The organism is Neisseria sp., from assembly GCF_030527965.1.
Lineage (GTDB): Bacteria > Pseudomonadota > Gammaproteobacteria > Burkholderiales > Neisseriaceae > Neisseria.
Window position 1 is genome coordinate 17,189 of record NZ_JAUMZU010000013.1, and the last position, 15,143, is coordinate 32,331.

The 15,143-nt window shown below is 48.2% G+C and carries 16 protein-coding genes; 1 reads left to right on the plus strand and 15 read right to left on the minus strand.

All coding sequences use genetic code 11. The annotated features are described in order from the left end of the window. Positions 1-9: 9 nt before the first annotated feature. The 11 genes from Q4A84_RS07025 to Q4A84_RS07075 form a co-directional block, all read right to left on the minus strand. The gene (locus tag Q4A84_RS07025) at positions 10-687 is read right to left on the minus strand and encodes a response regulator transcription factor (protein WP_303088220.1); all 678 of its coding nucleotides are present in this window, start codon (positions 685-687) and stop codon (positions 10-12) included. Positions 688-877: 190 nt separating this feature from the next. Further along, on the minus strand, positions 878-2,686 hold the full coding sequence (locus Q4A84_RS07030; RefSeq protein ID WP_303088221.1) for a PglL family O-oligosaccharyltransferase: 1,809 nt from the start codon (positions 2,684-2,686) through the stop codon (positions 878-880). Continuing rightward, complete coding sequence (locus tag Q4A84_RS07035; RefSeq protein ID WP_303088222.1) at positions 2,683-3,039, minus strand: DUF2069 domain-containing protein; 357 nt, start codon at positions 3,037-3,039, stop codon at positions 2,683-2,685. The genes Q4A84_RS07030 and Q4A84_RS07035 overlap by 4 nt, the downstream gene beginning before the upstream one ends. A 127-nt stretch (positions 3,040-3,166) precedes the next feature. Next, positions 3,167-3,901 carry a twin-arginine translocase subunit TatC gene (gene tatC / locus Q4A84_RS07040; protein ID WP_303088223.1) on the minus strand — a complete coding sequence of 245 codons (735 nt, stop codon included), beginning with the start codon at positions 3,899-3,901 and terminating at the stop codon, positions 3,167-3,169. A 119-nt stretch (positions 3,902-4,020) separates the two neighbouring features. Beyond that, on the minus strand, positions 4,021-4,542 hold the full coding sequence (tatB, locus tag Q4A84_RS07045) for a Sec-independent protein translocase protein TatB (protein ID WP_303088224.1): 522 nt from the start codon (positions 4,540-4,542) through the stop codon (positions 4,021-4,023). A 6-nt stretch (positions 4,543-4,548) separates the two neighbouring features. Next, positions 4,549-4,764 (minus strand): Sec-independent protein translocase subunit TatA, encoded by a 216-nt coding sequence (gene tatA / locus Q4A84_RS07050; protein WP_303088225.1) that lies wholly within the window; start codon positions 4,762-4,764, stop codon positions 4,549-4,551. 68 nt (positions 4,765-4,832) lie between these two features. Continuing rightward, positions 4,833-5,156: a histidine triad nucleotide-binding protein gene (locus Q4A84_RS07055; RefSeq protein ID WP_303088226.1), complete on the minus strand. Its 324-nt coding sequence runs from the start codon at positions 5,154-5,156 to the stop codon at positions 4,833-4,835. Positions 5,157-5,257: 101 nt separating this feature from the next. Beyond that, complete coding sequence (locus Q4A84_RS07060; protein WP_303088227.1) at positions 5,258-5,581, minus strand: phosphoribosyl-ATP diphosphatase; 324 nt, start codon at positions 5,579-5,581, stop codon at positions 5,258-5,260. Between the two features lie 59 nt (positions 5,582-5,640). Then, on the minus strand, positions 5,641-6,039 hold the full coding sequence (gene hisI / locus Q4A84_RS07065) for a phosphoribosyl-AMP cyclohydrolase (protein WP_303088228.1): 399 nt from the start codon (positions 6,037-6,039) through the stop codon (positions 5,641-5,643). Between the two features lie 54 nt (positions 6,040-6,093). Continuing rightward, positions 6,094-6,651 carry a CreA family protein gene (locus Q4A84_RS07070; protein ID WP_303088229.1) on the minus strand — a complete coding sequence of 186 codons (558 nt, stop codon included), beginning with the start codon at positions 6,649-6,651 and terminating at the stop codon, positions 6,094-6,096. 280 nt (positions 6,652-6,931) lie between these two features. Then, positions 6,932-7,402: a LysR substrate-binding domain-containing protein gene (locus Q4A84_RS07075; RefSeq protein WP_303088230.1), complete on the minus strand. Its 471-nt coding sequence runs from the start codon at positions 7,400-7,402 to the stop codon at positions 6,932-6,934. A 375-nt stretch (positions 7,403-7,777) separates the two neighbouring features. Between Q4A84_RS07075 and Q4A84_RS07080 the strand changes: the two genes are divergently transcribed. Then, positions 7,778-8,614 (plus strand): DUF4198 domain-containing protein, encoded by an 837-nt coding sequence (locus tag Q4A84_RS07080; protein ID WP_303088231.1) that lies wholly within the window; start codon positions 7,778-7,780, stop codon positions 8,612-8,614. A gap of 184 nt (positions 8,615-8,798) precedes the next feature. On the opposite strand, the gene Q4A84_RS07085 is transcribed toward Q4A84_RS07080, so the two are convergent. The 4 genes from Q4A84_RS07085 to hrpA form a co-directional block, all read right to left on the minus strand. Continuing rightward, positions 8,799-9,146: a DUF4298 domain-containing protein gene (locus tag Q4A84_RS07085; RefSeq protein ID WP_303088232.1), complete on the minus strand. Its 348-nt coding sequence runs from the start codon at positions 9,144-9,146 to the stop codon at positions 8,799-8,801. Positions 9,147-9,289: 143 nt separating this feature from the next. Next, positions 9,290-9,772: a hypothetical protein gene (locus Q4A84_RS07090; protein ID WP_303088233.1), complete on the minus strand. Its 483-nt coding sequence runs from the start codon at positions 9,770-9,772 to the stop codon at positions 9,290-9,292. Further along, positions 9,769-10,785 (minus strand): hypothetical protein, encoded by a 1,017-nt coding sequence (locus Q4A84_RS07095; protein WP_303088234.1) that lies wholly within the window; start codon positions 10,783-10,785, stop codon positions 9,769-9,771. Before Q4A84_RS07095 ends, Q4A84_RS07090 begins: the two co-directional genes overlap by 4 nt. 68 nt (positions 10,786-10,853) lie before the next feature. Beyond that, positions 10,854-15,020 carry an ATP-dependent RNA helicase HrpA gene (gene hrpA / locus Q4A84_RS07100; protein WP_303088235.1) on the minus strand — a complete coding sequence of 1,389 codons (4,167 nt, stop codon included), beginning with the start codon at positions 15,018-15,020 and terminating at the stop codon, positions 10,854-10,856. Between the last annotated feature and the right edge of the window lie 123 nt (positions 15,021-15,143).

Genomic DNA, 15,143 nt, shown 5'->3' on the forward strand with positions numbered 1-15,143 from the left:
TGTTTCCGATTAGTTTTTAACAAACAAATAACCCAAACCGCGCACGGTCTGAATCAGGGACGCATCGCCCAATTTATGGCGAATGCTGGAAATGTGAACATCAATGCTGCGATCAAACTTAGCCAGTTTGCGATCAAGCGCTTCGATAGACAGAGTTTCTTTGCTAACCACCTGCCCCGCATGACGCATCAACACTTCCAAAAGGTTAAATTCGGTACTGGTCAATTCCAAAGGCTCCTCGCCGATGGTTGCCTGACGCTTGGCCGGATACAGGGTTACATTGCTTACCGAAATGCTGTTGGGCGCACTGCTTTGCTCGGCCGCACTTTGGGCACGTCGCAAAATGGCGTTGATGCGAGCCAACAGCTCGCGCGGTGTGCATGGTTTAGGCACATAGTCGTCGGCGCCCATTTCCAATCCGATGATGCGATCGATATCATCGCCCTTGGCTGTCAGCATGATAATCGGCACGGTGCTTTGCGCACGAACGGTTTTCAATACTTCCAAGCCATTCATTTTCGGCATCATGGAATCAAGCACAACCACATCGTAATTACCGGATAAAATCTCTTGAACACCTGCCTCACCATCCGGCACACTGCGTACGTTCAAGCCTTCGGCTGTGAGATATTCGGTCAGCAGTTCGGTTAATAAAGCATCGTCATCTACCAATAACACATGGCTCATTGTGTATTTCCTTATCTAGTTGTCTTTAAAATTCAAGGATGCCTTCCATTGGAGAATGGCTGAAGCTATCTTAACATGCAAAGCTGTATTTTTGGTAGCTGGCGCCATGACCCTTTTGCGCTTTTTTGCATGGCATGTTAAGGGCTTTACATTAGGCAACCGCCTTGCTTACACTGTTTTCAGACAGGCATTATTCTTTTTTCTTACAAGGTGTTGCCTTCGGATTAACTTTAGCATACTCAGCACAGGCCCGCTCCCAATCAGGGCGCAAACCGGCCAATGCGGGCGACTCGTCGATTTTAGACACATAAAAAGGCATCTGTGTCGGGTAATATTCATACATTTTGCGCATCCACTGCCGGCCGCCTTCCTTATCACCGATGCGGTAGAGATACATGCCCACCACATTGGCATTGGCATACGGGCGAAAACGCATGGCTTGCAAGGCCGCCTCTACCGCCCACGGCTGTACCGTTTCATCGGTAGGTGAAGCGCGGCGAGTCAGGGCAAGCTGGGCATAATAGCGCAGCAACGGCTCGGTAGCCGCGATTTTCAACATCCCGTTAATTTTCGCCTGCGTTTGCTCCGCTGTTTCCTTCTTATCAACTTCGTTGAATTTAACCAAATCGTTATAAACAAAACCCAAACGCACCAAGCCGACGATGATAAATACGGTAGCCACGGCAACACCGCACCGCATCCATTTTCCGCCGAAATGCCTGTCTGAAAAAGTGCTGCCCTCCGCCGGCTGCACACCCAGCATCAAGCCGACCGGCACCAAAAAATAAACATACCACAGCGGATATTCCAGCAAAGAATGGCAAAGAGATACGGTCAACAAAGCCAAAGGGAAAAAATTTTCATTGCTGACAGGCTTTTTAAAATAAGGGTAAATAACCCAAGCCAAACCGCCAAACACCAGTAGTGTCCCAACCAACCCCATGTCTGCCAGAAGCTGTAAAACAATATTGTGCGAATGCGTGTAAAGAACGCTGGTTAAATCGTTGCGCCAACCAGTGGGAAACACATTGGTTAAAAAGCTTTGCTGCGAATAAGATTCCCAGCCGTGCCCCCATATCGGCGCCGCCAAAAAAATATGCCAGGCTCTTACCCATTCGACTTCACGCGGAGAAGAAGCAAATTCATTGCTCTCCATCCGGTCGAGCGCACTAAAATAATCAATGCCGAGAACATCCATCAGCCGATCAAAAGAAAGCTGAACCGCCACCACCATCAACAGAGCAAACAAAAATATCTTCAGCGAACGATTGCCTTCGCTTCCTCTGCGCCAGCGCCAAAATAAAGCCAATATCGCCAATGCCGCCACATAAACAAACAGGCTGCGCGAGTTGACCATGCCCATCACCAATGCCAGATAAACCGTCATAAAGCAGCCGAACCAATTCGATACCCGCCGCTGCGACCATAAAAAAGCAGACGCCACCACACCCCACATCAAGTAATGGCCCAAATGATTACGCTGAGCCAGCTGGCCCATAATATTGTTGGTCGTGCTGGATAACACATAACCCTTCAGATAAACCGCCCAGCCGGTAAACTGCAAAATACACACCACCGACTGCAATAACGCCCCCGTTACCAATACCGAGGCAAAAACCGTTACCACCCGCTCCTGCCCCACTTCCAGCACCCAGCCGCGGCACGCCCAAATCGCCAGCGCAATCACCACAAACGACCAAACCGCCATATCGCTCATACCCGGATAAGGTAGTGCCATGATGCGAGCCTGCAACCACCAATAGACTGCAAGCGCAAAAAAATACCAACAGCCTTCAGGCACCCGCGCACTGATTCTGCCCGTTACAGCGCTTCCCAATGCAAACAGCAACGCAAATAGTAACGACGCACTTTCCAAATAAAAACTGGAAAGCGGCCCGACCCGCCAAATCGACATAAACGGCACGATACACACAAACGCCATACCGAAAACCAATAAGGTCATATCCGTTTTACGAGATTCCACATAATCCAAAATCACAGCACAGCCTTCCTTTTACTCCGCACAAAAGCCAGACAGGCAACAAAAAACACCATACTCAGCACCAACATCAACGCGGCGCAGATACGGCTGAGCGGTTGCACGTCAAACAAGCGCATCACGGCTTCGGCAAAATAAACCAACACCAGCATACACGACCACTGGAAAGTATATACCTTGCCTTTTAAAACGCCGGAGAGCGGCAAGCACAACGGTAAAGCCTTCAAAGCCAGCCACGAACCGCCCGCCCGCAAGGGTGCCAACCACAATTCCCACGACACGCTCAGCGCAATCATGGCAATCAGGCTGACAATGGCTGCCTGCTGCGGCCAGCGCTCTTTCCAATCACTCATACCGAAATATTTAATCCAGTTATCAATTCAAGCTAAAACAAAGCTCGTCTGAAAGCCGGCCGGCTCCAGACGATTGATGAATACCCTGTTGGCAATCCGCTCAAAAGCAAAATGCCTGTCTGAAAAGTTAGTCTTCATTCGCCACAGGCTTGAAAAAACGGGCAAACAATATACCCAATTCATACAAAACAATTAAAGGCATCGCCAGTAAAAATTGCGACACCACATCCGGCGGGGTAATGACCGCAGCCACGATAAACGCACCAACAATCACATAAGGCCTGGCCGCTTTCAACGTTTGCAAGTCGACCACGCCCATCCGATGCAGCAAGACCACCACCACCGGCGTTTCAAAGGCCGCGCCAAACGCCACAAACATGCCCAGTACAAACGACAAATACTTATCAATATCCGTCGCCATATTCACGCCGGCAGGCGTAACCCCCGCCAAAAACTTAAACACCACAGGGAACACTAAGAAATAAGCAAACGCCATGCCGCAAGCAAACAAAAGCAGGCTGGAAAGCACCAGAGGAAAAATCAACCGTTTCTCATGTTTGTAAAGCGCAGGCGCAACAAATGCCCATACCTGGTACAAAGTATGCGGCAAGGTAACCAGAAAAGCCGCCATCAAAGCCACCTTAACCGGCACGAAAAACGGCGCCGTTACCTCGGTAGCAATCATATGCGTACCCTGAGGCAAATTGCCCATCAAAGGACGCGCCACGAAAGTGTACAGTTTCTGGGCAAACGGCATTGCTGCAAAAAATGCCACTAATGTTACGCCCGCCACCCACATCAAGCGGCGGCGCAATTCAATAAGATGCTCGACCAGAGTCTGCGTCTGCGTTTGCTCAGTCACATTCCACCCACAAAGGAAAACACCTCAACCGATATGCCTGTCTGAAAACAACCAACAGGCCGCTTACCCCTGCAGGGCAACAACCGGAATCAATATTAATAAAAATGATATAGAAGAATCTAACCGCGGCGCTTTCTAACGCGCAGCTTAGGTTTGGCACGGTATTTCGGGCGCATATCGCGTTGCTGCATCATTGCTCGCCGCTTCAGAGAAACCGGCGGCGGCGCATGGTGAAGGCTATAATCCGAACCATAATCATCGGCATCGAAGTCATACATATCAACCAGCGGCTTGCCCTGTTCATCCACACCGAAATCCGCCGGCACACGCTGGGGCGGCAAACGCTCCCAAGCAGGGCTGGCATCCGGCTGATCTGAAAAGGCCGGTTTTACCGCATCGCCGACGCCTTGCAAGCTCTCTTTAAACTGCTCGGCCGCCGCCTCAACGTCTTTTTTCACATCGGCAAGTTCAGACGCTTCTATTTGTTTGCCCAATTCGGCCTTCACATTACTGACGAAATGCTGGAGCTTACCCGCCCACAATCCTGCCGTACGGGCGACTTTAGGCAGACGCTCCGGCCCCAAAACAATCAAGGCCACCACGCCGATCAGCAATAATTCTCCGAAACCGAATTCAAACATGATTTATCAAGCTTGTTTGTCTTTACTTTCGCCTTCAGCTTCGGCTTTATGCTCGATGACTTCGTCTTTCTTGGCTTCTTCCGAACCTTCGTTCAAGCCTTTTTTGAAGTCATGCACCGCGCCGCCCAAATCTTTGCCGACATTGCGCAATTTTTTCGTGCCGAATATCAACACCACAATCACCAGCACGATAATCCAGTGGCCCATCGAAAAGCTACCCATGAATTTTCCTTTATTCTCAAATACTTTAAATCTAATCAGCCGCCAGTCAACCTGTTTTCAGATAGGCATCAAACCGGGCGCCCCATAATATGAACATGCAAGTGAAACACTTCCTGCCCGCCGCCTTTTCCTGTATTAATCAGGGTTTTAAAGCCGTTGGTCAAACCTGCTTCTGCGGCAATTTCCGGCACTTTCATCATCATTTTTCCCAGCAAAGCCTCGTGCTCGGGCCGGGCATGAGCCAGTGAATCAAAATGCACTTTGGGTATCAGCAGCAAGTGTACCGGCGCGGAAGGATGAATATCTTTGAAACACAGCATTTCATCATCTTCATACACCACACCGGCGGGAATTTGCTTATCTACAATTTTACAGAAAATACAATCGGTCATCTCAACACTCCGAAAAAGGGCGGCCGAATTTTCAGACAGGCTTGCCGTCTCGGCCAAACATATCCGACCCTGAATATTACAAGCCGGATTGTAATACAAAATCAGCTTTCCTGCCGCGCCGCTTTTTCCGCCAAGCCCGACAAACCCTGCCGCCGCGCCAACTCGTTAACCACATCTTCCGCACGCAAACCGTGATGCGCAAGCAAAACTTGGGTGTGGAACCACAAATCGGCCACCTCATAAACCAAATGCGCCCCGCCGCCATCTTTAGAAGCCATCAGCACTTCGCCCGCTTCCTCAATAACCTTCTTCAAAATTTTATCTTCGCCCTTATGCAGAAGCTGCGCCACATAAGAGGTTTGCGGGTCTTGCCCTTTGCGCGAGTCAATCACGTCTTGAATTTCAAAGAGAATCTGTTGCGTCATAATCCAACCTTTGTCAAACATCGCCCAACCATCAAACCTGTTTTCAGACAGGCATCGGTTTAAGCATGCGTTTTACCGTAAATTTTTTGCTCGTCTTTCAACACGGCATCCACAATCTGCCATTCGCCTTCCCGCCATACCCGATAAAAACAGCTTTCCCGCCCGGTATGACAAGCAATACCGCCCGCCTGCTCAATCAGCATCACCACCGCATCGCCGTCGCAATCCAACCTCAATTCGCGCACCTTCTGCGTGTGCCCCGATTCTTCGCCCTTCATCCACTGCTTTTGCCTTGAGCGGCTGTAATAATGAGCGAAACCGGTTTCAGCGGTTTTTTGCAAAGCCTCCGCATTCATCCACGCCACCATCAGCACACGCAAGCTGAGCGCATCTTGCGCTATGGCGCAAACCAAACCTTTCTCATCAAACTTAACCGCATCAATTAATGCGTTAGACATAATGCGTTCCTTATAGACTAATTATTTTCAGACAGGCATAGCGTCTGTTTCAATTTATTTTTTCTGCGGTAAAGTGCCACCGACCACGCACGAGCCATAAACCTGCTGCTCCGGCTGCAAGCTGATTTTTGCCGCATCCAAAGGCGCACCGGTATAACAAGAAAAAGCATTCATCGAATTTTTCGGCGAACCCTGAATGACTTTATCGCTATACACCAGATAAGTAAACACCTTGCGCGCAGGGTCATAATAGCGCATAACCTGCAGCGTTTTGAAAATCAGGCTGGAGCCCTTCTTAAAAATCTGCTGCGGCTTGGCCACTTCCGCTTCCCTATAAACCACTTGCGGCGCCGTCTGCACACAAGACACCGAAGCATCGGAAGCATCCTCTTCTAAATTAACCGCCTCTTTCAAACCGCCTTTTTTGGCATACGAAAGATAACAGGTAACACCCTTAACCTGCGGATCGTCAAAAGCATGCACCTCGATACGGTCGTTTTTACCGAGCATATTGAAAACCGTGCTGGCCTCACCGATTTTCTCGGTGCTGCCGCCCCCGCAAGAAGCAAGCAGCCAAAACAATGGCAATACAATCCAGATATTCCTTTTCATCGAAGCAAATTTCCTTTTTCAGACAGCCATAATCAAACAGCCGCCCACTATACCAGAAAACAAAACTAAAGCCGCAGCTTCCGTTGGCACCCGTGACCGCTTAGCCTGCCGATGCCTGTCTGAAACGAGTGGCCAGAGCCTCGCAACATTCTTCCACACCACAAAAACCCTTGATGCCCATTAAAATCAACTTACGCGTAAACCGCCTTGAGCATAAAAGCCTGTCTGAATCATTTTCAGACAGGCTTTATTAAAGACTTAAATTAAGAGCTTGCTCAATCTAACGACACTGCGCCAGTAACCATGACTTTACCTTTTGCACAGCCTCGCCATACCGCATGCGTTCCGATTCGCACAGCCAATAAAATTGCGCCGGCAACACAGGTTCTGCCGCCACTTTCAGCAAACCCGCCGCCAATTCTGCCGCCACCAGTTTCAAACCCAACAAAGCCACGCCCTGCCCCGCCACCGCTGCCTGTATGGTATGGCTGGCATCTGAATAACGAGTGCCTCCTGCCGTATCCAAACGCACACCCGCCGCCTTCGCCCATGCCGGCCAATTCGCCGCATCAAGCGCATAATGCCAATCGAAATGAATCAACGGCCATTGTTGGATGTTGTCGGTCAGATTCGCCAATAAATTCGGGCTGGTAACCGGTGCAAAGACCTCTTGAAATAACGCTTCGCAACGAATACCCGGATAATGCCCACTGCCGTAACGTACGGCCAAATCGACCGCGCCCGCATTCAAATCGGCCGGCAGGCAGAAGCAAAAGTAGATGAATTGGTGGAAAAATTATATAGCGAAACGCCTTAAACGCCTTATCATTCCCATGTTGTTTTTCCGCGCTGCGGCGGCCCTGATATATTATTAAACTGATACTCGGCAGCAAACGGCCGAAACAAAAGCCTGTCTGAAAAATTCAGACAGGCTTTTATGCAGTCCCTGCATCCTTATCAAAACCTAAATACCGCAACACACCTTCGCTATTCTTACCAAAGGCGTAGCAAAATCGCAAGATACTGAAAACCAACTTCAGGCAGCCTCTATTTACTAATCTTGAGCATAAATTGCCCATATGTTACGATATAACGTTTTTTAACATACTCTATGGAATAAAACAGAATGAAACGTTTATTAATAGCCGGGCTACTGTGTGCAGGCGTATCAGCACAAGCTCATGAAGTATGGGTTAATGCACCTGCCAACATCTCATCGCAAGATATACTGCACGCAGATTTAGCATACGGCCATGATTTCCCGCATGCTGAAAAAATTGCAGAAGATCGTATTCATATCTTTGCTCCGCTCCAAATCACAGGCTCAAATGGCAAAGCACGCAATTTGGTTCAACACGGCGAAAATTATCAATACGCAGCTCCAAAGAAACTCAAAAAAGGAAGCTATGTCATTCAGGCAACCTATAAACCAACCTTCTGGTCGCAAGACGCAGCCGGAAAATGGGCTCAGAAAAACTTAGCCGAACGCCCTGAAGCCGTTTCATGTGAGCAGAGTCAGATGTTTGGCAAAAGCGTGGTTGTCGTGGATGGCGGTGAAGACTTGGCTACCATCAGCCGACCGGTCGGGCAAACCTTAGAAATCGTCCCGCTGGCCAATCCCAATACGCTTCAGCCCGGCAGCTTATTCCCTGTTCAAATTTTATTCCAAGGCAAACCGTTGGCAGGAGCAACCGTAACCGCTACGGCCGATACAATCGTTGTAAAAGACTTGGCGGCCACGCATGATCACCGCGAGCCCCAAGCATTTTCCGGCAAAACGGATAAAGACGGCAAAGTGAACATACTGCCACTCATCGAAGGCTTATGGAAAATCAAAGCAACGCATCGCGCACCTTTTGATAATCCCAAAGTATGTGGCGAATCAGCTATTTACTCAACTCTAATTGCACCTATCGGCCATCAACGTGCAGAACACGAAGCACACCACCATCATCATCATTAAATCAAAATTGATTTAACAAAAAGCCTGTCTGAATTTTGTCAGACAGGCTTTTTATCTTTTTACAGCCGCTTAATCTTTGCAGCACACTTCGCCGAATAAATAGCCGCCGCGGCATAATTCTTGTGCAGCAAACAGCTAAAAATTAAGCGTGCTTATTTATTGCGCTTACATCATCTGTTTGCGATTACTGATCTTTAAACTTATCCAACACCTCAACAGCCGAGCGCAAACGTTGCCATGCCAAACGTTGTTGATCGTGGAAAGCATTCCACAGCGCATCCTCGCTCATCACACTGTATTCGCCTTTGGTTTCCAGATTCAGCTTCAAGCCTTCGTCTAAAGCATCGTTATAGCGACTGTATTCACCGTCAAAATAGAATTTCTCCATTTTTTTGGCCAGCGCCATACCACGTTTCCACTGCTCCTGCGCCGCTTCCAGCTGAGGCAGCAATTCCACCCATTGGCGATACGCTTCTTGTACTTCATCAATCCGCGCCTGAGCAGCAACGGGGTCTAAGGTTTTCTTTTTCATAGCGTTCTTTCTAAATGTTAAATGCCTGCCATATTTCAAAAAAAAAAAAAAAAAAAAAACAAACAGTCAGAGTCAGTATTTTTAATATCGTATAAACAAGACTTAAACTTTAATCAGCTACATAGAATTAAATTATGTACTATTCAAACTTTGGGACTTTTCTTTTCCAGAAGTTTCTTAAACTCTTCTTTTCTGAGTTGTATCAATTTATTTGGCAAAAATATTGAATATAACAGAGATAGAATAGCAAGCCAAAGATACATAACCTCAAGCACACAAATTAACAAACTATCTTTATAATTTGGATTATTCTTGAATAAAACCACTAAAAAAACAAGGATTAAAACACATATGTAGTTGTAGAACAAAAAAGTATGTTTAGTATACCTTTGTTCATGCAAATCTTGGCTTAATTTTAACCGCCTCCAATTGGCATTCTCATCAAATTTCATTTCAGAAAACAAAGTCATAATTGCTATTAAAAAACCCGTGAGGATTGAGAATGCATTAACGATTAAATCAATAGCTTTTTCATTTCCATGAATCAAAGGCTGACCTAAAAAAGCCAACCAAAATGATATGATAGCAAAAAAAACAAATCGAATCAGCGGCGTATATTTCTTCATAATTCTATCAAATTAAGTTGCTCAAGCTCGTGAAAGTAATCACGAATTTGATCAAATACTTCTGACTGACTTAAAGTATTTGTACCTTGATATTTTGTAATTTGAATTTTCTTAAACAAGCGCACATCCGTAGGACGAATTTTATCCCCTCTCCGTGTTTCAATATAAAATTCACTATCATTTTGATCTGATTCAACCACTTCCATTGCTTGTTGAGTAATAAATTCTTGGGCTTTAAGCGTAGCTCTCGTATTTCCTTCCAAACTTAATTCTAAGCATACATGAATATCTTCAGCTGTCTTATTTTCCTCATCCGTTGCCTCTTCTTTCATTAATCTTCTACAAATACTAGCACCAATTTGTTTAAATTTCGTATAAAAATTACCTTCCAATTTTTCATTAAAATCAATCATAGATAATTGATGTATTGATGCATTAAGATGTAATTTCTTAGCTCCATATCTTTTAATTAATTCCAGATTATTAAGATTAGCAACAGGTTCAAAACACAAGTTTATTTTTGACAACTTACTTTTTTCACCAGAGGGGGTTGAGTTGATTATTTTATCATTTAATCTATTTAAATAAGTGCAAATACTTTCATGACGAAGTCCATTACCTACAAATAATATATGATGCTCATTTATATAAAGATATGCTTCTTTTGCCACATATGACTGGCCATTCGGCGGTGGCAAGCTATCACCTTCGTCATAAATGATTGGAGCATCATTATTCATTGTTCGCATATGCTCGCCTTTAACACCATGCACTATATGAATAGCAATCCCCTGTTTCTCTTTTTTAAGAGATTCATTCTGAATTTCCATATTGCTTAAAACAAAGTTAAGATTTCTATATTGAATTCGATAGATAAAATCAAAATATTCAACTTGAGTGTCATTAACTGTGCTCGCGAAAGACAATAAACGACGCAAATGGTCCTCCAGATCAAACCTAGATTGTTCTTGGGTAGAGCGTAAATATTGTATATTTTTTGAAATTTTTTTCATTTATTACTTTCCGAATTCAATTTAAAGAATAACTTGTATCACATTAATGGTTTTATAGAAATAAGCTATTACATACTACCCCACTCCTTCCTCAGCCTCTTAACCGACACCGGACTAGGCGTTTTCAACTCCTGCGCAAACAATGATACACGTAATTCTTCCAGCTGCCATTTAAACATTATCAGGCCGTCTGAAAGCGGCTGGTTTTGTTTTTGCAGAGCGTCAGCTTTTTCTTGCCACATTTGTTCCAATTCTTGAATTTCCGCTTCTCTTGCCGCGTCGCGGGCGGGGTTGGCGGAGTATTTTTCCATGCGCAAGGTCATGGCTTTGAGGTACACGGGCAGGCGCGGCCATTGTGTCCACGGCGTGCGGGTAGCAAAACCGGCGGCGAGCAGGGTTTGCAGGCGGTTGCGCAGCAGTTGGGTAAGCAGGTGTTTGCCGAGTTTGCCGTTAAGCTCGGTATAGGCGGCGGCAGTATCTTGCAGGTAGCGCGATAAGGCTTCTTTTACGGCGGGCAGGCGGCTGCGGGCGCGTTTGATTTGTTCTTTAAAGGCTTTTTCGTTGCGCGGCAGTTCGTCTTCGCCGATAAAGGCGCGGTCGCAGATGGCGGTAGTCAGGTCGTCGCGCAAGGTGTCGGCGCTAATGTGTTTCAGCAGCATGGCAGCTTGGGTAAAGCCGTTGATGCCTTTGCCGAGGTCTTTCATATGCTCTTTTAATTGCAATTGCATCAGAGCAATCACGCCTTGGCGGTGGGCTTGGGCGGCGGCTTCAGCGGTATCGAACAGGCGCAGGGCGATGTTGCCGTTTTTTTCTTTTTGCAGGGCAAGGTAGCCGGTTAGCTGCTGCTTGCCGCGGGCAAATTTGATGGATTCGGGCAAGGTGCCGATATCCCATGATGTAACGTTGTCGCGCTCGAATTCTTGAGTGTTGTCGCGAAAGGTAACGGCAGCAGCTTGGCCAAACTCTTGTTGCAGCTGGTGCAGCTTGCGCCCGATGGTCAATTCTTGCCCGCCGTCGTCAATCACGCGCAGGTTGAAATAGCAATGGGCGGGCAGCTCGTGCGCCGTCCATTCATCGAGATTGATTTGTTCGAGCAGGCGCATATCGCCGGCGGTTTTGGCGATAAAACGGGCAAGCTGGGGGATAATCGCTTCGTTGCGGTTGGGATTGCTTTCGAGAAAACGGGTGGTAAATTCCGGCACCGGTACGCAGATGCGGCGGATTTGCTTGGGCAGGGCTTTGATAAGCAATTGTATTTTTTCGCGCAACATGCCGGGCACCAGCCATTCCAAGCTGGCAGGATTCAGGCGGTTTAGCACGGGCAGCGGCAGGCTGAGGGTAACGCCGTCGAGCGGATGGTGCGGCTCGAAGCGGTAGCTGAGTTTGAATTTGCCGTCGGCGGTTTTCCAATAATGGGGAAACTGCTCTTCGGTGATGTGAGCAGCGGCATGCTGCATCAGGTCGTCGCGGGTCAGAAACAACAGGCGCGGGTTGGCACGTTCGGCGGTTTTCAGCCATGCTTGGAAGGTGCGCAAATCAGCAAGGGGTTTGCCATTTTTTTCAGGCAGGCTTTGTTGATGTTTATTTGAAAGGCTGTCTGAAACATCGGCAGTTGCGGCGGCTGGTTCTGCTTGGTGTTGATGATTGCCCGGCAGATTGCCTTCGTGTTGTTGCTGCGGCAGGCGTTCTTCATTACCGCCTGAAAGCATGTTTTCAGACAGGCTCTCGCCTGCGATATAAAGCTGCGGCAACCTTTGATGATAAAAATCAAATAGGGCTTCTTCGTCCACCAATACATCTTGCCGCCGCGATTTGTGTTCCAACTCGGCAATCTCGCGAATCAGCTTTTTGTTGTGCACAAAAAAATCGGCTTTCAAATCGCATTCCTGCGCCACCAGCGCGCCACGGATAAACAATTCACGCGCTTCTTCGGGCGCAACCCGACCGTAAGCAATCGGGCGACGCGGCAATACGGTCAGGCCGTAGAGGGTAACGCGTTCGCTGGCCACCACTTCGCCACGTTTCTGCGACCAATGCGGTTCGAAATAATGATGGCGCACCAGATGCGGCGCTTCGGCTTCTACCCATTCGGGCTGGATTTGCGCGACATCACGGGCATAGAGTTTGGTGGTTTCGGTCAATTCTGCCGCCATTATCCATTTTGGTTTGCTTTTAAACAAAGCCGAGGCGGGGAACAGATGAAAATGGCTGCCGCGCGCGCCGAGATAATCATGACCTTCGGGCGATTTCATGCCGATATTGGCAATCAGACCGGTCAGCAGGGCGCGGTGGATTTGTTCGTATCCCGTTTCTTTGGCGGCGCGAATGTTCGCCCGATGCTGCTTTTTATCCAGCTCTTTTTGCTTCCGTTTCGCCGATAAATCTTGATCGCCGGTGTTTTCAGACAGGCTTAGCTGCGCTTGGGCGGGAGGCCGTCTGAAAACGTTTTCTTTATTAGCCAAGCCCATTTCCACGGCAATATCGGCCAGCTGTTTGTGCAATTCGCGCCACTCGCGTATGCGCAGATGCGAAAGAAAATATTGATGGCACCACTGCACCAACTGTTTATTGCTCAGCCCCTTATCACGCTCGCGCTGAAAGCTGTCCCAAATATTCAGATAAGCCAGAAAATCGGATTGCTTGTCGGTAAAACGTTCGTGTGCTTTGGCGGCTGCCTCGCGCGCTTCCAACGGGCGCTCGCGCGGGTCTTGAATCGACAGCGCCGCCACAATCACCAGCATTTCCTGCACGCAATCGTGTTTTTTCGCCGCCAACAGCATACGGCTGATTTTCGGGTCTATCGGCAGCCGCGACATTTGTTTGCCCAAGGCGGTGAGGCGGTTTTGCTCGTTGACCGCACCTAATTCCAGCAATACTTGAAAACCGTCGTTGATATAACGCTGGTCGGGCGCTTCTAAAAACGGAAACGCCGCCACGTCGCCCAAATTCAACGCTGCCATCCGCAAAATCACCGCCGCCAGATTGCTGCGGATGATTTCCGGATCGGTGAACTCGGGACGCTGATTGAAATCATCTTCCGCATATAGGCGGATGCACACGCCTGCCGACACACGACCGCAACGCCCGGCCCGCTGCCGCGCCGCCGCCTGCGAGATTTTTTCCACATGCAACTGCTCCACCTTGGCGCGCGCCGAATAGCGTTTAACCCGCGCCAAGCCGGTATCAATCACATATTTGATGCCCGGCACCGTCAGCGAAGTTTCTGCCACATTGGTAGCCAATACAATACGCCGCTTGCTGCCTGAAGGACGAAAAATCTTGTGCTGCTCGGCATTGGAAAGCCGAGCAAACAACGGCAGAATGTCATCGTTGCGGCGCAAAGTCGACTTGCGCAAAGCTTCCGCCGCTTCACGGATTTCGCGTTCTCCAGGCAAAAATACCAAAATATCGCCTGCGCCCAAACGCGCCAATTCGTCGGCGGCATCGACAATCGCATCGGCGGTTTCCATCTCCGCCTCATCTTCATCCTGCGCGTGCAGCGGACGGTAGAGAATCTCAACCGGAAAAGTACGTCCGCTCACTTCCAGCACCGGCGCATTGTTGAAATGCTTGGAGAAACGCTCGGCATCAATGGTGGCCGACGTAATGATGACTTTCAAATCAGGGCGGCGCGGCAGCAGTTGTTTCAAATAGCCCAACAGAAAATCAATGTTCAGGCTGCGCTCGTGCGCTTCGTCGATAATCAGCGTATCGTAAGCCGTCAAATAACGGTCGGTTTGTGTTTCCGCCAGCAAAATACCGTCGGTCATCAGCTTGATATAGGCATCGCGCGAAGTGTTATCGTTAAAGCGAACCTTATAGCCGACACTCTGCCCGATAGGCTGCCCCAATTCCTCCGCAATCCGCTCTGCCACCGAACGCGCCGCCAAACGCCGCGGCTGCGTGTGCCCAATCAAACCGGCCGCCCCGCGACCCAACTCTAAACAAATCTTCGGCAACTGCGTGGTTTTACCCGAACCCGTTTCGCCGCAGATAATGGTTACCTGATGATTGGCAATGGCATTTTTAATGTCGCTCAACCGCTCGTGTACCGGCAGGCTGCCTGAAAACACAGGCTTAGGCAAATTGGCTTGGCGCTTCAGATAAATGTCGTGCGATTTTTGATATTTTTCTTCAACTCTGGCCAACCCGCCGAATTTTTTCGGATTTTTAAAAGCGGATTGCAGAAAATGACGGTCTTTAGCAAGCGTTAAGGAAAGATCAGGATGCGGCATAATGGAAGAGGAAATTTAAATAAAACAAAGAGAATGATTATAGCAGAAGCCTGTCTGAAAACTTTCAGACAGGCTTCCGTTTATTCGCTATCGGCCTGCATGTGCCGCCTCATCAAAAATATT